This window comes from Paraburkholderia sp. RL17-381-BIF-C (genome assembly GCF_046026435.1).
Classification (GTDB): Bacteria; Pseudomonadota; Gammaproteobacteria; order Burkholderiales; family Burkholderiaceae; genus Paraburkholderia.
The window spans coordinates 59,232-79,240 of the sequence record NZ_JARESX010000018.1 but is presented as its reverse complement, the minus strand read 5'-3'; the positions used below and the strand labels follow the sequence as shown (position 1 = coordinate 79,240).

At 63.6% G+C, this 20,009-nt stretch carries 15 protein-coding genes; 10 read left to right on the top strand and 5 right to left on the bottom strand.

The features are described from left to right. Positions 1–26 precede the first annotated feature (26 nt). A complete protein-coding gene (gene garD, locus P0D70_RS13955) occupies positions 27–1,616 on the bottom strand; it encodes a galactarate dehydratase (RefSeq protein ID WP_091802068.1) in 1,590 nt (529 codons plus the stop codon). A 237-nt stretch (positions 1,617–1,853) separates the two neighbouring features. Between garD and kdgD the strand changes: the two genes are divergently transcribed. From kdgD to P0D70_RS13940, 3 genes are all read left to right on the top strand, one after another. Continuing rightward, on the top strand, positions 1,854–2,771 hold the full coding sequence (kdgD, locus tag P0D70_RS13950; RefSeq protein ID WP_091802071.1) for a 5-dehydro-4-deoxyglucarate dehydratase: 918 nt from the start codon (positions 1,854–1,856) through the stop codon (positions 2,769–2,771). Positions 2,772–2,971: 200 nt separating this feature from the next. Continuing rightward, entirely contained in the window at positions 2,972–4,324 is a 1,353-nt protein-coding gene (locus P0D70_RS13945) for an MFS transporter (protein ID WP_408184922.1), read from the top strand. Between the two features lie 233 nt (positions 4,325–4,557). Further along, on the top strand, positions 4,558–5,301 hold the full coding sequence (locus P0D70_RS13940) for a FadR/GntR family transcriptional regulator (RefSeq protein WP_091802078.1): 744 nt from the start codon (positions 4,558–4,560) through the stop codon (positions 5,299–5,301). A gap of 127 nt (positions 5,302–5,428) precedes the next feature. Here the strand turns inward: P0D70_RS13940 and P0D70_RS13935 are convergent, their stop codons facing one another. Beyond that, entirely contained in the window at positions 5,429–7,012 is a 1,584-nt protein-coding gene (locus P0D70_RS13935) for an aldehyde dehydrogenase (NADP(+)) (RefSeq protein WP_408184921.1), read from the bottom strand. Positions 7,013–7,235: 223 nt separating this feature from the next. Here P0D70_RS13935 and garL point away from each other — a divergent pair, with 223 nt between their 5' ends. The 3 genes from garL (at position 7,236) to P0D70_RS13920 (ending at position 11,220) form a co-directional block, all read left to right on the top strand. Further along, positions 7,236–8,036 (top strand): 2-dehydro-3-deoxyglucarate aldolase, encoded by an 801-nt coding sequence (garL, locus tag P0D70_RS13930; protein ID WP_408184920.1) that lies wholly within the window; start codon positions 7,236–7,238, stop codon positions 8,034–8,036. 31 nt (positions 8,037–8,067) lie between these two features. Beyond that, a complete protein-coding gene (locus tag P0D70_RS13925; RefSeq protein WP_091802088.1) occupies positions 8,068–8,961 on the top strand; it encodes a 2-hydroxy-3-oxopropionate reductase in 894 nt (297 codons plus the stop codon). A 243-nt stretch (positions 8,962–9,204) separates the two neighbouring features. After that, positions 9,205–11,220 carry a glycoside hydrolase family 28 protein gene (locus P0D70_RS13920; protein ID WP_408184919.1) on the top strand — a complete coding sequence of 672 codons (2,016 nt, stop codon included), beginning with the start codon at positions 9,205–9,207 and terminating at the stop codon, positions 11,218–11,220. 169 nt (positions 11,221–11,389) lie between these two features. On the opposite strand, the gene P0D70_RS13915 is transcribed toward P0D70_RS13920, so the two are convergent. Both P0D70_RS13915 and P0D70_RS13910 read right to left on the bottom strand, forming a co-directional pair. Beyond that, a complete protein-coding gene (locus tag P0D70_RS13915) occupies positions 11,390–12,682 on the bottom strand; it encodes an MFS transporter (RefSeq protein ID WP_091802094.1) in 1,293 nt (430 codons plus the stop codon). 29 nt (positions 12,683–12,711) lie between these two features. Next, positions 12,712–13,548 (bottom strand): NAD-dependent epimerase/dehydratase family protein, encoded by an 837-nt coding sequence (locus tag P0D70_RS13910; protein WP_408184918.1) that lies wholly within the window; start codon positions 13,546–13,548, stop codon positions 12,712–12,714. A 636-nt stretch (positions 13,549–14,184) separates the two neighbouring features. Here P0D70_RS13910 and P0D70_RS13905 point away from each other — a divergent pair. The 4 genes from P0D70_RS13905 to P0D70_RS13890 all read left to right on the top strand — a co-directional run bounded on the left by P0D70_RS13905 (position 14,185) and on the right by P0D70_RS13890 (position 17,912). Next, entirely contained in the window at positions 14,185–15,600 is a 1,416-nt protein-coding gene (locus P0D70_RS13905) for a cytochrome ubiquinol oxidase subunit I (protein WP_408184917.1), read from the top strand. A 40-nt stretch (positions 15,601–15,640) separates the two neighbouring features. Beyond that, positions 15,641–16,645 carry a cytochrome d ubiquinol oxidase subunit II gene (gene cydB / locus P0D70_RS13900; RefSeq protein WP_091802103.1) on the top strand — a complete coding sequence of 335 codons (1,005 nt, stop codon included), beginning with the start codon at positions 15,641–15,643 and terminating at the stop codon, positions 16,643–16,645. Then, on the top strand, positions 16,620–16,811 hold the full coding sequence (locus P0D70_RS13895; protein WP_408184916.1) for a hypothetical protein: 192 nt from the start codon (positions 16,620–16,622) through the stop codon (positions 16,809–16,811). The genes cydB and P0D70_RS13895 overlap by 26 nt, the downstream gene beginning before the upstream one ends. A 330-nt stretch (positions 16,812–17,141) precedes the next feature. Further along, positions 17,142–17,912 (top strand): response regulator, encoded by a 771-nt coding sequence (locus P0D70_RS13890; protein WP_408184915.1) that lies wholly within the window; start codon positions 17,142–17,144, stop codon positions 17,910–17,912. A gap of 44 nt (positions 17,913–17,956) precedes the next feature. Here P0D70_RS13890 and P0D70_RS13885 read toward each other — a convergent pair whose 3' ends face one another. Further along, on the bottom strand, positions 17,957–19,924 hold the full coding sequence (locus P0D70_RS13885; RefSeq protein WP_408184914.1) for an ATP-binding response regulator: 1,968 nt from the start codon (positions 19,922–19,924) through the stop codon (positions 17,957–17,959). Positions 19,925–20,009: the final 85 nt, after the last annotated feature.

The window sequence follows — 20,009 nt, the reverse complement described above, 5'->3', positions numbered from 1 at the left end:
CAGACCTGGTGTGTCGAGCGAGCCGATCAGGTCACCGGCGCGGGATTGAACAGCACCAGCGCATTGTGGAGCTTGAGTTTTTCCGCGCACGTTTGCTTGCGCCCGCTGGCGATGTCGAGCATCAGACGGAACAATTCCCAGCCCACCTCTTCGATGCTCGCCGCGCCGGTCGCGATGGTGCCGGCGTTGACGTCCATCAGGTCATGCCAGCGGCGCGCGAGGTCCGAGCGCGTTGCGACCTTGATGACCGGCACCTCGGCGAGGCTATAGGGCGTGCCGCGTCCGGTGGTGAATACGTGCAGGTTGATACCGGCCGCCACCTGCAACGTCCCGCAGATGAAATCGCTCGCCGGCGTAGCCGCATAGATCAGGCCTTTCTGCTTGACCTTTTCGCCCGGCGACAACACACCGGAAATGGCCGAATTACCGGACTTGATGATCGAGCCCATCGCCTTTTCGACGATGTTCGACAAGCCACCCTTCTTGTTGCCCGGTGTGGTGTTGGCGCTGCGGTCCGCGCCGCCGCGCTTCAGATAATCGTCGTACCACTGCATCTCGCGGATGATCGCCGCGGCGACCTCCGCGTTCGCCGCGCGCGCCGTCAACTGATCGACGCCATCGCGCACTTCGGTGACTTCGGAGAACATGACCGTCGCGCCGGCACGCACCAGCAGGTCGGTCGCGAAGCCCACCGCGGGATTCGCGGTCAGTCCGGAAAACGCGTCGCTGCCGCCGCATTGCACGCCGACCACCAGATCGGACGCCGGGCAAGTTTCGCGACGGCGATTGTTGAGCCGCTTCAGATGACCCTCGGCCATTCTCATTATCGACTCGATCATCGACTGGAAGCCGACGTGCGCGTCGTCCTGAAGCACCACGACGTCGCCGTTCAGATCAGCCTCGATATCGCCGATGTCGGCGACTTCCGCCACGTTCGCGGCCGCCGCGATCGGAATCGTGCCGGGCGGCATCAGGCGTTCGGGCTGCAGCTTCTCGCAGCCGAGGCTGACCATCATCACCTCGCCGCCGAAATTCGGATTCAGGCTGATATTGCGCACGGTGCGGATCGGCACCATCGCGTCGGGCGCGTCGATGGCGACACCGCAGCCATAGGTGTGGCCGAGGCTCACCACGTCGTCGACATTCGGGTACTTGGGCAGCAACTCGGCCTTGATGCGGGTGACCGCATGCTCGACCACGTCGGCCACGCATTGGACCGTGGTCGTAATGGCGAGAATGTTGCGCGAGCCGACCGAGCCGTCCGCGTTGCGGTAGCCCTCGAAGGTGTAGCCCTCAAGCGGCGGCATTTCCGGCGCCTTGATCGTGGCGATCGGCAGATCCTCGAGTCCCGGCGGGCTCGGCATGCGGATCACATGTTCGTTGATCCAGCTGCCTTTCGGCAACGCCTTGAGCGCATAGCCGATCACCACGTTATAGCGGATGACTTCGTCGCCCTCGGCCAGATCGGCCAGCGCGACCTTGTGCCCTTGCGGCACGCGCTCGCGCAGTGCCAGACCATCGGGAAATACCGCGCCCTCACCCAGACCGCCGTCGTTGACGACGATCGCGACATTGTCATTGGGGTGAACGCGAATGTAGAGCGGAGATTGTTCCATTGCATCGATCCTTATGGCGCTGCACGCCTGTCGCGCCGACTATTCATACGTCATCCTACAACATGAAAGATTGCGCAGACGTTCCGTATTTACCCTAGGACAAGCATTATGCTGCGAAATGACCGTTGAGTTACCGAAATTCTTGTTGTACGATGACGTATAAGAAATCTCCACTTCTACTGATCGAACCCTCCGCGGAACCATCCGCGAACTATTCCGACGCTCTGGATACTCATCATGACGACACCGCAGGAACTCAAGCAGATCGTTTCCGAAGGCCTCCTGTCCTTCCCCGTTACCGACTTCGACGAACACGGTGATTTCCGCGCCGACACGTATGCCGAGCGCCTCGAATGGCTCGCTCCTTACGGCGCGTCGGCACTGTTCGTGGCCGGCGGCACGGGCGAATTCTTCTCGCTCACGCACAACGACTATTCGAACGTGGTGCGCACCGCCACCGAAGTCTGCAAAGGCAAGGTGCCGATTCTTGCCGGCGCGGGCGGCCCGACGCGTGTTGCGATCGCCTACGCCCAGGAAGCCGAACGTCATGGCGCGAACGGCATTCTGCTGATGCCGCATTACCTGACGGAAGCCTGCCAGGAAGGCATCGCCGCGCATGCGGAAGAAGTCTGCAAGTCCGTGCCGAACATGGGCGTGATCATCTATAACCGCGCGAACTCCAAGCTTAACGCCGATATGCTCGAAGGGCTGGCCGAGCGCTGCCCGAACCTGATCGGCTTCAAGGACGGCGTGGGCGAGATCGAGAACATGGTGTCGATCCGCCGCCGCCTTGGCGACCGCTTCTCGTATCTCGGCGGCCTGCCGACCGCGGAAGTCTATGCCGCCGCGTACAAGGCGCTTGGCGTGCCGGTGTATTCGTCGGCGGTGTTCAACTTCATTCCGAAGACCGCGATGGACTTCTACCGTGCGATCGCTGCAGACGATCACGCGACCGTCGGCAAACTGATCGACGAGTTCTTCTTGCCGTACCTGGCCATTCGCAACCGCCGCGCAGGCTACGCGGTCAGCATCGTCAAGGCGGGCGCGAAGCTGGTCGGCCACAGCGCCGGTCCGGTCCGCGCACCGCTGACCGATCTGACGGAAGAAGAAATGGCCAGGCTGGACGCGCTCATCAAGACGCTCGGCCCGCAGTAATCCGGCCGGCGTATCAGGCGCATACAACACCCGGCGGCCGTGCGAACGATCGCCGCGCACACGGCACCGCAAAGAGCGCCCGGGACGGCAACGTCGCCGGGCGTTTTTGTATCGCACGCCAGTATCGACGAGGCCCGCGGCTCGTTGCGCCGCGACGCCCGGGAGCCTGCTCCCAAGCATAAGAACTTCAGGAGATGTCCATGGAAATGAGCCGCACGGCGAGTGCCACCCACGTCGCGAAGCGCACTCGAGTTCGCTACGCGATCCTGCTGCTGATCTTTCTGATCACGACCTTCAACTACGCGGACCGCGCCACGCTCTCGGTCACCGGCTCGGCCATGCGCGCCGAGTTCGGCTTCGACGCGATCCGCATGGGCTACATCTTCTCCGCGTTCAGTTGGGCTTACGTGCTGTCGCAACTGCCGGCCGGTTGGCTGCTGGATCGCTTCGGCGCGCGGCGCGTCTACGCCGCGAGCATTTTCTTCTGGTCGCTCTTCACACTGCTGCAAAGCTCCATCGGTTTGCTGGGCAGCGCAGCGGCGGCCGTCACCGCGCTGTTCGTGCTGCGCTTCGCGATGGGCGCGGCCGAATCGCCGGCTTTTCCGGCCAATGCCAAGGTGGTGGCGAGCTGGTTCCCGACCAACGAACGCGGCACGGCGTCGGCCATTTTCAATTCAGCACAATACTTCGCGGCGGTCGTGTTCACGCCGCTGATGGCGTGGCTCACCCACGCGTTCGGCTGGCACATGGTGTATGTCGTGATGGGCGTGACGGGCCTTCTGCTCGCGCTCACCTGGTTGAAGGTGATGAAGAACCCCGCCGATCATCCGCGTGTGTCGCGCGCCGAACTGGAGTACATCGAACAGGGCGGCGGCGTGATCAACGGGCAGAAGAAAGCCCGCGCCGCCGACAACATCGAAAATACCGGGGGCTGGCATCTGGTTCGCCAACTGCTGGGCAATCGTATGCTGCTCGGCGTCTATCTCGCGCAGTACTGCATCAACGTGCTGACCTACTTCTTCCTCACCTGGTTTCCGATCTACCTCGTGCAGGCGCGCGGCATGACGATCCTGCAAGCGGGCCTCGTGGCTTCGCTGCCCGCGATCTGCGGATTCTCCGGCGGCGTGCTCGGCGGCATCCTGTCCGACGGGCTGATCCGGCGCGGCCATTCGCTCACGATCGCGCGCAAGGTGCCGATCGTCGGCGGCATGCTGCTGTCGGTGTGCATCATCGGCTGCAACTATGTGACGACCGATTGGGTCGTCGTCGCCCTCATGTCGCTTGCGTTCTTCGGCAAAGGCATCGGCGCGCTCGGCTGGGCCGTGGTCGCCGACACGTCGCCGAAGGAAGCGCTCGGCCTGTCCGGCGCGATCTTCAATATGTTCGGCAACGTGGCCGGCATCGTCACGCCGATCGTGATCGGCTATCTCGTGGCGAAGACCGGGTCGTTCAACGGCGCGCTGGTGTTCGTCGGCATCAACGCCCTGCTCACGGTGTTCAGCTATCTCGTGATCGTGAAAGACATCAAACGGGTCGAGTTGCGCCCGCGCTAAAGATGCGGCGCTTATCGGTGCGGTTAGCGGTGGGGTTGTCGTCGCAGTTATCGTACTTCCCTGCGGCGGCGAAACAGACGCCGCCGCAGCGCGAGACGCCCCGGACAGCGCACCAATGCCACGCCGAGCGCCGCCACGCAAAATGATTCGGCCTCTATATAATCAGTCGTCAGACGACGGTATAATGAAACGCATGAAGTGTTCGCAACTATCTGATTCAAGGGGCGTTTTCGATGGCTACACCACTGGCATCCGCAGCACCGCCACGACGCGCTCGTAATCTTGCCGAGTTCGTCGTCAGCTACGTCACCGAGCAGATTGCCTCCAACGCCCTGAAACCCGGTGACAAGCTGCCGACCGAGTCACAGCTCATGGTCACGCTGAGCGTGAGCCGCACCGTCATTCGTGAAGCGATTTCGCGCTTGCAGGCAGGCAAAATCATCGAGACGCGGCATGGCATCGGCAGTTTCGTGCTGGAGCCGCAGCGCGAAAAATTGGGCATCGACATGGTGCCCGCCACCACCTTGCGCGACGTGTTGTCGATCCTGGAACTGCGCATCAGCCTCGAAACGGAATGCGCGGGGCTCGCCGCCCAGCGCGCCAAGCCGGATGACCTCGCGCGCATGCGCACCGCGCTCGACGCGATCGAAGCCACGCGCCACAACGGGCTGGATAGCGTCGACGCCGATCTGCAATTTCATATTTCGGTGGCGCGCGCGACCGGCAACCGTTATTTCGTCGACATCCTCACGCAAATGGGCAGCGCGCTGATTCCGCGTAACCGGCTCGATTCGGCGGGCATTGCGCGCGCGGAACCGGACGCGTATCTGTCGCTCGTAAACCTGGAACACGAAAGCATTCTCGAAGCGATCACGCGGCATGACGCGGAAGGTGCGCGCGCGGCCATGCGCATGCATCTGTCCAACAGCCGCGAGCGCTTGCGGCGTGCGAACGAAGCCGCCGAGGCGAATAGCTGATCCGCTTCGTCGCCGCAAAGTCATGGCGCAGTCAGTCGCCGTGAACGCAAAGAGAAATGGCCGGGGATCGAACTGACCCCGGCCATTTTTCATTTCACGCGATCACTGATCGCGGCTCACCCAGCATTCAGCTGCGCGCGATCTCGCCATCGCGGCGGCGCCACAGGTTCAGCGGGTTGCTGTCGGTCAGCGCCTCGGGCAACAGATCGGACGGAAAATCCTGGTAGCACACCGGGCGCAGGAAGCGCTCGATCGAGGTCGTGCCGACCGAAGTCGCACGGCTATCGGACGTGGCCGGGAACGGGCCGCCGTGCACCATCGCGTGCGACACCTCGACGCCCGTCGGGAACCCGTTGACCAGAATCCGGCCGGCCTTGCGCTCGAGAATCGGCACCAGCTTCCTTGCCGCCGGAAGGTCGGCGCTATCCATCTGCACCGTGGCGGTCAACTGACCGGCAAAATGCTCGGCGACCGCCAGCAACTCCTGCTCGTCCTTGCAACGCACGATGGTCGAGGCCGGGCCGAACACTTCGTCTTCCAGCGCCGGCGTGGCGAGGAACGTCTGTGCATCGGTTACGAACAACGCCGCGCGAGCCTGCGTCGGGCCGCTTGCTTCCACGCCGTGCGCCACGGCTTCCACGCCTTTGGTCGCAGCCAGCTTGCCTTCGCCCTCTTCATAAGCAGCGTGGATGCCGGACGTCAGCATGGTTTGCGCGGGCTTGCCGCTCAGTGCGTCGGACGCGGTTGCGACGAAGCCCTTGAGCGCGTCGCTGTCCACGGCAATCGCGAGACCCGGATTGGTACAGAACTGACCGGCGCCGAGCACCAGCGAATCGACGAAGCCGCGCGCAATGCTCTCGCCGCGCTGAGCCAGCGCGTTCGGCAGAAGGAACACCGGATTGATGCTGCTCATTTCCGCGTAGACGGGAATCGGTTCGGCACGCGCCGCCGCCACGCGCATCAGCGAGGTGCCGCCCGCGCGCGAACCGGTGAAACCGACCGCTTTGATCGCCGGATGCGCGACCAACGCTTCGCCAACGGAATTCCCCGCGCCGACGATCAGCGAGAACACGCCTTCGGGCAAATCCATCTCTTGCGCGACACGCTGGATCACACGGCCGACCATCTCCGAGGTGCCAAGGTGAGCGCGGTGCGCCTTCACCACTACCGGACAACCGGCCGCGAGCGCCGCCGCCGTGTCGCCGCCGGCCACCGAAAACGCGAGCGGGAAATTGCTGGCGCCGAACACCGCGACCGGGCCGAGCGGGATCTTTTGCATACGCAGGTCGGAACGCGGCAACGGCTTGCGCTCCGGCAGCGGCGAATCGAGCGTGGCGGCGAGCCACTGACCGGCGCGCACGACTTGCGCGAACAGTTTGAGCTGCCCGGTAGTGCGGCCGCGCTCGCCTTCGAGACGCGCCTTCGGCAAGCCCGACTCCTGTTGCGCGCGCTCGATCAGCGCATCGCCCAATGCCGTGATGCCGTCGGCGATGCGCTCGAGAAATTCGGCGCGCACCGTGAGCGGCAACTGGCGGTACGGATCGAAGGCCTGCCGCGCGAGTTCACAGGCCTCGCCGACGTGGGCAACCGAGCCGCTGCCGAAAACCGGCTCCGCGATGTCCGATCCCGTGGCAGGATTGAACGCATGCAATGGTTTTTCCTCGCCGCGCACCGTTTTGCGGCCGATCAGCATTTCGCCGGTAATAGACATTTCGCTTTCCTTGGATAAAGACCTAAGATATAGGTCATCCTACAACATTGCGGGGTACACGCGCAACCGGAAACGCTTGCCCCGCAAGGAATTCGGGTTTACGTGGCCGTTACAACCGGCGAGGTCGGTGCTAATCTGAAACCTAGACATACGACGACCTATAACTATCGTTTTGCCGTCGTCGCAGCTTGCCCGATCCATCGTCGTTCGAGGAAATCAGCCCATGCCTGCCGTCACGCCCTACCAGCCCCTACCTAATAGTTTTCGCCGCGCGGTGCGCGGCGGCGAAACCCTGATCGGCTGCTGGGCGTCGCTCGCCAGTCCGATCGTGACCGAACTGCTCGGCGTGATCGGCTTCGACTGGATGCTGCTGGATGCGGAGCACGCGCCGAACGACGTGTTGACGCTGATCCCCCAACTGATGGCGCTCAAGGACAGCGCGAGCGCGCCGGTCGTCCGGCCGCCGGCCAACGACAGCGTGTTCATCAAGCGACTGCTCGATAGCGGCTTCTCGAATTTCCTGGTGCCGTTCGTCGACAGCGCCGAAGACGCGGCTCGCGCCGTCGCCGCCACGCGCTACCCGCCGCAGGGTATTCGCGGCGTTTCGGTGAGCCAGCGCGGCAATCGCTACGCGACCGTGGCCGATTACTTCGACATTGCCAATGACAACGTCTGCGTCATCGTGCAGATCGAAAGCCGCAAGGCGGTCGAAGCGATCGACGACATTCTCGCCGTGGACGGCGTGGACGCCGTGTTCGTCGGACCATCCGACCTCGCGGCCGCCTATGGCCATATCGGCAACCCGAGTCACCCCGACGTGCAGCAGGCCATCGCGCACGTGTTCGAACGCGCGCACGCCGCGGGCAAGCCGAGCGGCATCCTCGCCCCGGTCCAGGCCGACGCGGAGCGCTACATCGCGATGGGCTGCCGCGTCGTCGCGGTGTGCGCGGACATGGGGCTGCTGAAAGGCGCCGCGCAGACGGTTCAAAAACACTTCATGCAGAAACAGGCGGGCCAGCAGTAAGCCGGCCGCCGCGACATTTCCGGAGCATTCCATGCAAAAAGCAGGCTTTATCGGACTCGGCATCATGGGCAAGCCCATGGCCGCCAACCTTCTCAAGAACGGCGTCGCCCTGGCCGCGTTCACGCGCAGCGGCGTGCCCGACGATCTCATCCAGGCGGGCGCCGTCGCGTGCGACAGTCCGGCCGCCGTCGCCGCGCATGCCGACGTGATTTTCATCATGGTGCCGGATACGCCCGATGTGGAACGCGTGCTGTTCGGCGATCAGGGTCTCGCCGGCGCGCTGCGCGCGGGGCAAACCGTCGTCGACATGAGCTCCATTTCGCCGATGGCCACGCGCGAGTTCGCGGCGCGCGTGCGCGAGCACGGGGCGGACTATATGGATGCGCCGGTGTCCGGCGGCGAAGTCGGCGCCAAGGCCGGTTCGCTGACCATCATGGTGGGCGGCGAATCGGCGACCTTCGAGAGCGTCAAGCCGCTTTTCGACATGATGGGCAAGAACGTTACGCTGATCGGCGGCGTCGGCGCGGGCCAGGTGTGCAAGGTGGCCAACCAGGTGATCGTTGCCGCGACGATCGAGGCTGTCGGCGAAGCGCTGCTGCTCGCGTCCAAAGCCGGCGTCGATCCGGCGCGCGTGCGTGAAGCGCTGATGGGCGGTTTCGCGTCCTCGCGCATTCTCGAAGTGCACGGCGAGCGCATGACCAAGCGCACCTTCGACCCGGGCTTTCGCATCGAGCTGCACCAGAAGGATCTGAACCTCGCGCTCTCGACCGCGCAATCGCTCGGCGTGTCGCTACCGAATACCGCTACCTGCCAGGCGCTGTTCAATGCCTGCGTCGCGCATGGCGGCAAGGCATGGGATCACTCGGCGATGGTGCGCGCGCTCGAAATCCTCGCCAATCACGAGATCGGGCAAAAACCGGCCTAAACCGCACGTCTGTCTTTCAGGCGCCGCTGCGCTTGCCTTATGCAAATAGGCAAGCCGCAGCGGCGCATGCGCGCGTTCGCTTTCTTTTTCGCTACGCGTCAGCAAAGCTACGCCATTTCCCACCAGGAAAATTTTCTTACGAATATTAAGGATACCTTACGTTAACACAACGCCTTCGACAAGTCGTATCCACCCGAATAGCAACGACTTTTAACAACGCCCGCAAAGGGCAAGGAGACAACCGTGGCAATCATCGATAAAAACAGCGGCAAGCGTGCGATATCAGGAACGCCCGGCCGGACCGAACCGAATTCGCCCGCTCGCCGTGCCTTTATCGTGCTGGCGGGAACGTCAGCGGGCGCGACCCTGCTCGGCGGCCTATCCGCCTGCGGCGGCTCGGTCAACGGCGGCACGACCACGCCGCCTGTCGTACAGGATCCGATCTGGGGCACCTCGGGCGCCGCGACGCAAATCATCGCGTCCTTGCAGGGCATTACCCAGTCGATGTTCCCGGCACGCGACTTCGTCGTCACGCAATACGGTGCCGCGCCGTGCGCCGTCGCCGCCGCGACCAATCCGTACACCGGCTCGGCGTCCGTCGCGAGTCCAGGTTCGAATCTCACCAACGCCGCTGCTTCATTCGACTCCCGCCCTGCCTTTCTCGCCGCCATCCAGGCCTGCAACGCCGCCGGCGGCGGACGCGTGGTCGTGCCGGCCGGTACGTGGTATTGCGCCGGACCGATCGTCCTGCTCAGCAACGTGAACTTCCACCTCAGCGCGAATTGCACGATCTACTTCAGCGCGAACCCGGCGGACTACGCGAAGGACGGCCCGGTCGCCTGCGGCGCCAACGGCAACCTGTTCTATAGCCGCTGGCAGGCGAACGACTGCCTGAATTACGGCTCCCCCGTCTACGCGCGCAACCAGACCAACATTGCACTGACCGGCGAAGACGCGAGCTCGGTGCTCAACGGACAGGCCATGACGCCGTTCGCCGGCAGCGGCAACACCGCGACGTGCTGGTGGACCTTCAAGGGATCCAACGGTGCGTACGGGTGCGTAAATTCGTCGACACCGTCGCAGGCCTATCTCAATCCGAAGAACGTCGACCTGAAAACTGCCGCACCCGGCATTTCCGACGCGCTCTACGCGCAACTGACCAGCCCCACGACACCCTGGCAGGAGGACCAGAACTATCTGCCAGCCCTCTCGGAGGCAGGCGTGCCGATCGCGCAGCGCGTGTTCGGCGTCGGCCACTATCTGCGTCCGTGCATGGTCGAGTTCCTCGGCTGCACGAATGTGTTGATGGAGAACTACACCACCAACAACACACCGTTCTGGCAGCATCATCCGACCGATTGCAAGAACGTCGTGATTCGCGGCGTGACGACCAACAGCATTGGCCCGAATAACGACGGCTTCGACCCGGACGCGTGCAACAACGTGCTCTGCGACAGCGTGACGTTCAACACCGGCGACGACTGCATCGCGATCAAGTCGGGTAAGGATCTCGATACACAATACGGTCCCGCGCAGAATCACGTGATCCAGAACTGCACGATGAATAGCGGCCACGGCGGCATCACGCTCGGCAGTGAAATGGGCGGCGGCGTGCAGAACATCTATGCGCGCAATCTGAAGATGCTGAACCAGAACTGGGCGACCAACCCGCTGAACATCGCGATTCGTATCAAGACGAACATGAATCGCGGCGGCTTCGTGAAGAACTTCTACGTCGATACGGTCACGCTGCCCAACGGCGTCAGCCTCAAGGGCGGCGGCTACGGCAGCGCGTTGCTGAGCGGCAGCCCGATCAATGCCACGGTGCCGCTCGGCGTCGTAACGGCGACTGCCGCCAATCCGTCGGCGGCACAGGGCGGGCTGATCACGTTCGACTGCGACTATCAACCGGCCAACGACGCGATTCGCATCCGTCCGGCAGTCGTGCAGAACGTGAACATTTCGAACGTGACGGCGAGCAACGTGACGGTGGGCGGCGTGACCGGCTCGTGCTTCCAGGCGATCGTCGCTCAAGGGCCTGTCGCGTTCGACTACAACGGCGCGGCGCCGACACCGACCATTCCGCCGATCACCGGCGTGACGATCTCGAACTGCAATCTGGGCACGGCGGTCTCGGCCGGACCCGCTAGCGCGACAACGCCCGGGCCGATTTACGCGTACAACGTCAACGGCATTACGTTGAACAACGTGGTGATCGGCGCGACGACATACAACACGACGGTCGTCGATAAACGCTGAGCGGTAGAGGGTTGAACGGCTGGGCGAAGCGCGAGCGTCGTCCAGCCGTGAACGTTGAAGAAACGCAGTGAGCACAAGCAAAAATGGCGGCGCCAGAAAGCGCCGCCATTTTTCTATTGACGGCGCGCTCGATCAGCGCCGGGTGTTAGTCATCCCAACATGGCCAGCATCATTTCGCGACCGCGCTCACCGGCGTCCAGCGCGGCTCGGGCGTCTTGTCGGCACTCTTCGCCAGCAGGCACACCACAGCGGCCGCGATGATGTCGAACACCGCCAGCACGACGAACAGCGGGCTGTAGCCGACCTGCGTCACCAGCACGCCGAACAGCGCCGTGAACGCCGCAGCACCCAGATAGCCCGCCATGCCGCCCATGCCGGTCGCGGTGGCGACTTCATTCTTGCCGAACATATCGGACGTGATCGCGTAAAGCGCGCCCGACAAGGTCTGATGCGCAAACCCGCCGACGCACAGCAGCGCCACCGCCACATAAGGGCTCGCCACCAGACCGACGCAGGCCGGCCCGATCATGCACAGCGCGCCGACCACGAACACCATCTTGCGCGACGTGAACAGCGACACCTTCGCGTACTTGTGAAACAGCGGGCTGAGATAGCCGCCCAGCACGCAGCCGATATCGGCGGCCAGAAACGGCATCCACGCATACAGCGCGACTTCCTTCAGGTTCATGTGACGTTCGGTCATCATGTACAGCGGAATCCATGCGTTGAAGGTCTGCCAGGCCGGTTCGGAAAGAATGCGCGGAATGCCGATCGCCCAGAAGTCGCGGCTGCCGAGCATGGCGAACCAGCTGCGCCTGGCGGCGCCGGCGTCGCTGTGCTTCGCTTCCTGGCCGCTGAGAATGTAGTCGCGCTCGGCGTCGCCCAACAGTTTCTGCTTACGCGGATGCTTGTAGAGCGCCATCCACAGCACGCTCCAGACAATGCCGGCCACGCCGACGATCACGAACGCGAGCTGCCACTCTCCGCGCAACAATGCCCAGACCACCAGCGGCGGCGCCAGCAGCGCGCCGATCGACGAGCCGATGTTGAACCAGCCGATCGCCACCGAACGCTCCTTGGCGGGGAACCACTCGCTCGTCGCCTTGACGCCGGCCGGAATGCCGGCCGCTTCCGCAATGCCGAGCAGGCCGCGGAAGAACGCGAGGCTGCGCCAGCCCGTCGACCACGCCGCCGCGGCGCACGCCAGCGACCAGGCCAGCGCGAAGACCGCAAAGCCGATCTTGGTGCCGACGGTATCGAGCACAAAGCCGGCGACCGGCTGCATGAATGCATAACAAAGTTGCCACGCCACGACCACGTGCGAATACTGCTCGGTGGTGATGTGGAGGTCCTTCATCAACGTCGGCGCCGCCACTGAGAGCGTATTGCGCGCGAGGTAATTGATGATGAGCCCGGCCGCGACCAGGCTGACCATCCACCAGCGGATGCCCTTGATTTTCATTGCTGCGTCTCCTCGTAATCCTCGTCGGCTCAAACGCGCCGCGTTGCGGGATGGGCCGAGCCGTCCGGGCCCGCATCATCGCGCGAATAGTCGATACCCACAAAGCTGCCGCCCTGGAAACGCTGGCCCAGCGCGTCGAGTGGATTCGGCCGTGCAAGAATTTCTTCGGCGTAGGTTTCGGCGTTTTGCGTCGGCTGATAGCCCAGACGTGCGGCGGCGCTGTTGTCCCACCAGCTTCGCGTGTTGGCCGACACACCCCAGATGGTCAGGAAGCCCACGTCCTCGGCCTCGACACAGCGGTCGAGGAGATGCAGCAGATCGCGATGCCCGAACCAGGTGCTCAGATGCCGGGGCTCGGTGGGCCGCTCGAGGCAGCTGCCGATGCGCACGCACACACTCTCGATACCGTGCTTGTCCCAGTACATTCTGGCAAGCGCCTCGCCCCACACCTTGCTCAGACCGTAAAAACCGTCCGGGCGCAGCTCGCAGTCGAGGCTGAGATGTTCGGTGACGGGATACATGCCGATGGCGTGATTCGAACTGGCGAACACGATGCGCCGCACACCCTGGCGGCGCGCACCTTCATAGACTTCGACCAGCCCGCGCAGATTGTTCTCGATGATCTCCGGCAGCGGCCGCTCCACGCTCGTACCCGCGAAATGGATCAGCACATCGACACCCGCCAGCAGCCGGTCCACGACTGCAGGGTCGCGCAGGTCGCCGTGCATCACGTCCTCGCCTTCCACGAGCGGCACGAGGGCTTTCGAGCCCGCGGCCGAGCGCAACGGCGTGCCGCGCGCGATCAACGCGGCGCGCACCACCGAGCCTAGCTGGCCACCGGCTCCACTGAGAGCAATCTTCTTCATAGGGTTCCTTTACTGCGCCTTGCGCGATCGAACTCGGGGTACCGCAATCGCCTGGTCATTGGATGAACCGCTTGCCGATTTAGCGATAGTTGTACGATAACGTACTATCCGCGATGGCGAACCGGATTTCAATTAGGCACTTACCCTTATTCGATTTGACCTTCCAGCAAATTTCCTTGGATAAACAAACGTCTAGCTTCAACGCATTTATGTGACATCGTATAACTTGAAGTGCGTTTTCAGCGGCAAATTCTTCAGCGTGACGCGCGGCGGACAGCCGACTGTTTCGGCGATTCGAAACGCGAGCGCGGACACTTGAGCAAGCATGGCTGCCTGCGGTTCCCTATGCGCAACCCTCTTCCTGCGACGCTGTTGCAGCGCGGTCGATTGCCGCAGTTGCGCAGCGTCGCGCGCAGGCTATGACGAGAAGGCATTCAGGAAAACTTGATATCCATCAACGGTTTGCCGTCTCAAAAAAGAAAATCGTCATAAAACAACGTGGTTTTTTGACGCACACCGCGCCGCAGCAAAGTTTTCGTCGATCCCCTACGCTTGCGTCATCTGCCCAGCGCAGTGCGCACCGACACCGGTCGACGCGCGTAGTCCGCCCCCGCGGTCATCACGCACTTCACGCTCATGAACTCCGCTTTATCGGCATTTGATCTCGCCCGCATCCAGTTTGCGTTCACTGTCTCCTTCCACATCGTTTTTCCGGCGCTCAGCATCGGTCTCGCCAGTTTCATTGCCGTCCTCGAATGGCGCTGGCTGAAAACCGGCAAGGCGTACTACAAAGATCTTTGCCTGTTCTGGTCGAAGATCTTCGCGGTCGCCTTCGGCATGGGCGTCGTCTCCGGCGTCGTGATGAGCTATCAGTTCGGCACCAACTGGTCGGGCTTCTCCAGTTTCGCCGGCCCCGTCACCGGACCGCTTCTCATGTACGAGGTCATGACGGCGTTCTTCCTCGAAGCAGGCTTCCTCGGCATCATGCTGTTCGGCTGGCAGCGCGTGAGCCCGCGCGCCCACTTCGGCGCCACGTTGATGGTGGCGATCGGCACGCTGATCTCGACCTTCTGGATTCTCGCCTCCAATAGCTGGATGCAAACGCCGCAAGGCTTCGAAGTCGTGAACGGCCGCGTCGTGCCGCTCGACTGGTTCAAGATCGTGTTCAATCCGTCGTTCCCGTACCGGCTCGCGCATATGGCACTCGCGGCGTTCATCGTCGCGGCGCTGGTAGTGGCGGCGGTGGGCGCGTGGCATCTGCTGCGCGGACGGCGCGATCCCGCCGTCAAGAAGATGTTCTCGATGGCGCTGTGGCTGCTGCTGATTCTCACGCCGATCCAGGCTTTCGTCGGCGATCAGCATGGTTTGAACACGCGCGAATATCAGCCGGCCAAGATCGCGGCGATCGAAGGCCTGTGGGAAACCGAAAAAGGCGGCACCGCGCTGAACCTGTTCGGCATTCCCGACATGCAGGCGGAAACCACGCACTACGCCGTGTCGATTCCGCACCTGGGCAGCCTGATCCTCACGCATAGCTGGGACGGCGAGATTCGCGGCCTCAAGGAATTCCCGCCGCAAGACCGGCCGAACTCGACGGTGGTGTTCTGGAGCTTCCGCATCATGGCGGGCCTCGGCGTGCTGATGATCCTGATGTCGGTCGCCGCGTGGGTGCTGCGCCGCCGTGAGCGCCTGTTCGAATCGAAGTGGTTTCAGCGCGTGGCCGTGGCGATGGGGCCGACCGGCTTCATCACGCTGCTGGCCGGCTGGGTCACGACCGAAGCGGGACGTCAGCCGTGGGTGGTGTACGGCGTGATGCGCACCTCGCAGGCTGTGTCGCCGCTGACCACGCAGCAGGTCGGCATCTCGCTGATGGCCTTCGTGGTGGTCTACTTCCTCGTGTTCGGCACCGGCATCTACTACATGCTCAAGCTCATGCGCATGGGGCCCGCTCTACCGGGTCATACGCCGCACGGTGCGCCGGAGCAACGCTCACCGAACCAGACCGCGCGCCGCCCGCTCTCCGCCGCCGATCACATGATCGACGCCGCCTGACCCGCCCCGCTTTAGCAACGACTTGCGATAGAGAAAGAACATGGACGTAACCGTAGTGTGGGCCGCGATCATCGCGCTGGGCCTTTTCATGTATGTGGTGCTGGACGGCTTCGATCTGGGCATCGGCATCGTCTTCCCGTTCTTCCCCGACGAGAAGGAACGCGACCTGATGATGAACACGGTCGCGCCGGTGTGGGACGGCAACGAAACCTGGCTGGTGCTCGGCGGCGCCGGTCTGTTCGCGGTGTTTCCGGCGGTCTACTCGACCGTGCTGTCCGCGCTGTATCTGCCGCTGATCTTCATGCTCATCTGCCTGATCTTTCGCGGCGTGTCGTTCGAGATTCGCGCCAAGGCCAATCGTACGAAGCATCTGTGGGACCTGGCGTTCATCGGCGGCTCGGCGGGTGCGACGTTCTTTCAGGGCATCGCGCTGGGCGCGTTCCTGCAGGGCATTCCCGTGATCGACGGCGCCTATGCGGGCGACGCCTTCGGCTGGCTCACGCCGTTCAGTCTGCTGACGGGTCTCGGACTCGTCGTCACCTATGCGCTGCTCGGCTGCTGCTGGCTGGTGGCGAAGACCGAAGGCGATCTGCAACGCCGCCTGCATCGCGTGGTCTGGCCGCTGACGATCGTGCTGCTCGGCTTTATCGCCATGGTGAGCGTGTGGACGCCGCTGCAGGATCCGAACATCGCGCAACGCTGGTTCCATGACGGCCTGTTCTACCGTTTGCTGCCCGTGCCGTTCCTCGTGGCGGTCTGCGCGTTCTTCATGCATCGCGCGGTGCGTGAGCGGCATCACAACACGCCGTTCGGACTCGCGCTGCTGCTGGTGCTGCTGGGTTACGCGGGGCTGCTGGTGAGCCTGTGGCCGTACGCGATTCCGTCGAGCATGACGCTCTGGGAAGCCGCCGCGCCGCGTTCGAGCCAGATGTTTACGCTGGTCGGCGCAGCGGTCATTCTGCCGATCATCATCGCTTATACGACGATGGGTTATTGGGTATTTCGTGGCAAGGTGCGTCATGGCGACCAACATCACTATCACTAAGCAGACAAACGCGGGTGCAAGTCATCGCGCATCGTCCGCGCCGGCGCGCAAGCTGCCGGGCTGGCTCTGGTTCATCGCGCTGTGGTGTTTCGGCGTAGGCTCGGCCATGTCGCTCGGTTTCGCATTCAAGATTCTGATGAATGCGACGTTATTTGCAGTCAAATAGAGACTGCTTTGACGTGATTCGATCCGGTGCGCATAACCTTCGGAATCCTGCATGGGCAGCTTCAAAAAAGGGCCGTTCGGCTCGTCTACCATGCAAGCCGGAACCTATGCGCGGGAGACCTGCCTTAAACATCATGCAGTGCGTCGGACCCCATGGCGATTTGACAAATAAACGGTTACTCGAGCGGCAGGCCGGAAGGCGCGCCGCGCCACCGGTCAGGCATATGATCGCGGGGTGGGCGGCAATGATGCGATTCACGAGGCTAGAAGTAAAACGAGACCCTATAACCGCGGCGGCCCACATCGGGCAGGCCCGACTCGCGGAGCCATCATGAAGTTTCTTGTAGCCGACGACCATGAACTGATCCGCGAGGGCGTCAAGGGTATGCTGCGCGGCCTCGATCCCGACGCCCAGTTCGACGAAGCCGATAACTGGGAGACGCTCGCGACCCTCGCGCGTCCCGACGCCGATCACGATCTTGCCATCGTCGATCTGCACATGCCGGGCATGAGCGGTGCTTCGTCGCTCGAAGTGCTGCTGAAAGCGAACCCCGCGCTCCCGCTCGTCGTCCTCTCCGCCGAAGAATCACCGGATGAAATGCGCGCGGTGCTGGCCGCCGGCGCGCTCGGCTTCGTGCCGAAGCGCCAGCCCGCCAGCGTCATGCTCAAGGCAATCGAACTGGTGCTCTCGGGCGGCGCCTACGTACCCATGGAAGCGCTGAGCTTGCTGGGCTGCCGGGAAGCGCAGGCGGCGCCCGCGCACGCCGAAGCTGCCGCGGATCCGTCGCTGCCAGGCGCGGCGCCGTCTGGCGCACGCGCGCCCGGCCAGAGCAGCGCCGCACTCACGGAGCCGCTCGCGCAGATTCAGGCGTTGCAGCCGCACCAGCAGCATCTATTGGAAAATCTGTCGCCGCGCCAGCAGGACATCATGCGGCTCGTTCATCGCGGCTGGACCAACAAGATGATCGCGCGCGAGCTGGGCGTCGCGGAGGGGACGGTGAAGGTGCATCTGTCGGTGATTTTCCGGGCGCTCGGTGTACATAACCGATCGACGGCGATCGCTGTCATCAACGGCTGGCTGGAAGCCGGGAAAACCCTGTAGAACGAGGTGCGGGACGGACGGCGTTCGCGCCCGTCTGTTCGCTTCTATTTCTGCGGTTCGCTTTGCGACGGGGTGCTTTGATACCGGGTGCCCTGGGTCTGGCTTTGCGAGCCTATTCTCGATTCGCCTTGCGGCAGATTCTCGCTGGCCCGCATCACACCGTTCGCCGGTCGGCCGGCTGTCTCTTTGCCCGCTTCTTTTCCCGGCTGATCTCCGCGCAATTCCAGCGCCGCCGACGCCCGCCCCTTATCCAGCTCCGCTTGCTGCCACAGCATCTCCAGCGTGCGCCGCAGGCGCGCCGGCGTGACCGGCTTATGAAGCACCGGAATCCCCTGCAACGCGAGCGCCGCCAGTTCCGCCGACGCCATGTCGCCCGTGATGAGCAGCGTCACCACGTTGTCGTGCCCCGCGCGCGCGAGCGCGTTGCGCACCGTAGTCAGCGCCTGTGCGCCGGTACGGTGATTCGCCAGCTGGTAATCGCACAGCACGGCATCGGGCACGAAGCCGCCTTCGAGCGCCGCGAGCGCGTCGGCCTCGTCGCGCGCGCCGAGCACGCTGCAACCCCAGCGGCCCAGCAGACTGACGAGGCCTTCGAGAATCGACGGATCGTCGTCGATGCACAGCACGCGCCGCCCTTGCGCCGACGGACCGCCGGCCACCGCTTCGTTCAGGCTAGCGACAATGCCGCCGGCATCGCCCGCCTGCACCGGGAAGCGAAACACCGAACCGCGGCCCGGGGCCGAACGCAGTTGCAGCTTGCCGCCGAGCATCTCGACCAGCCGCTTCACCGTCGGCAAGCCGAGACCGTGGCCCTGTCGCGCGTCGCGTTGCGGATTGGCGACCTGATAGAACTCCTCGAAGATGCGTTCGTGCTCCTCGACAGGAATGCCGATGCCCGAGTCGCGCACTTCGACATAGCCGCCCGCCGGCCGCCCCGCGCGGCGAACGCCCAGCCAGATCGCACCTTCTTCGGTATAACGGACCGCGTTCGAAAGCAGATTGCTCAGTACGCGTTCGAGCAGCACGGGGTCGTCGTGCACGACCATCGTGGTCGGCGCGATGCGCAGCGCCAGCCCTTTGGCGGCGGCCTGCGGACGATACTGGCTGCCGACCCGTTCGAACAGCTCGGAGAGCCGGAAATGCAGCCGGATCACCTGCGTCACGCCGCTTTCGAGCCGCGCCAGATCGAGCACCTGGTTGAACAGCTGGTTCAGCGCCTCGACGTTGTAGACGATGTGCTCGGCGGTCTTCGCGTGCTGCGCGGGGGTTGCCGCCGCGTCGTTCAGCGATGCCGCGAGCAGGCCGATGGCATGCAGCGGCTGACGCAAGTCGTGACTGGCAGCCGCAAAAAAGCGTGTTTTGGCCAGGCTCGCTTCTTCGGCCACGCGTTTTTGCGCGGCCAGCGACTCCGCCAGATATTGCTGGTCGACGCGCGCCTGCACGACCTGCTGGAACAGCTTGCGATAACTCAGCGCATAGACGTTGATCGCGCAAAAGAAAAACGCGAGGACGATCGCGAGAATCGTGCGGTCGAACGTGTGCGTACCGAAATGCATGACGATCGACGGAAACAGCAGAAAAGGAATCGCGGTCGAGAAATTCAGCAGGTCGAAGCCATTCGACATAAACACGCCCGCGGCGAGCGTCACGAGCATGACTGTGTGCAGCAGCGGCAAGTCGGTTTGCGGGCTCTGGAACGCGAACCACACCGCGATGCCCGGCGCGCTGTACAGCAACACGCCGCGGAGCGCATGCAGATAGATCCAGCCGCGCGGCGAGACGAGCGACGGGTAGCGGCGGTTGCAAATCCATAGCGCGAGGCTGCCGCAATTGGCTGCCGCATAGAAACCGAAACACGCGATAAACAGCGGCGGCGACGGTATCTTCGGCCAGTAGATCGCCACCAGCACCGCGATCGAAAACCAGTGCGAAAAGAAAGCGATCGGATCCTGCGCGTATAACACGCGCACCAGATCTTCGTCGATGGCACGCTGGATCGGGTCAGCCCGCATTGCGCGGTCTCCTTGTGTCGATCGTATCGATCTTATCGATCGGAGCCGGCGCTTTAGCGCCTACTCTGGTCCATGCACAGTACCG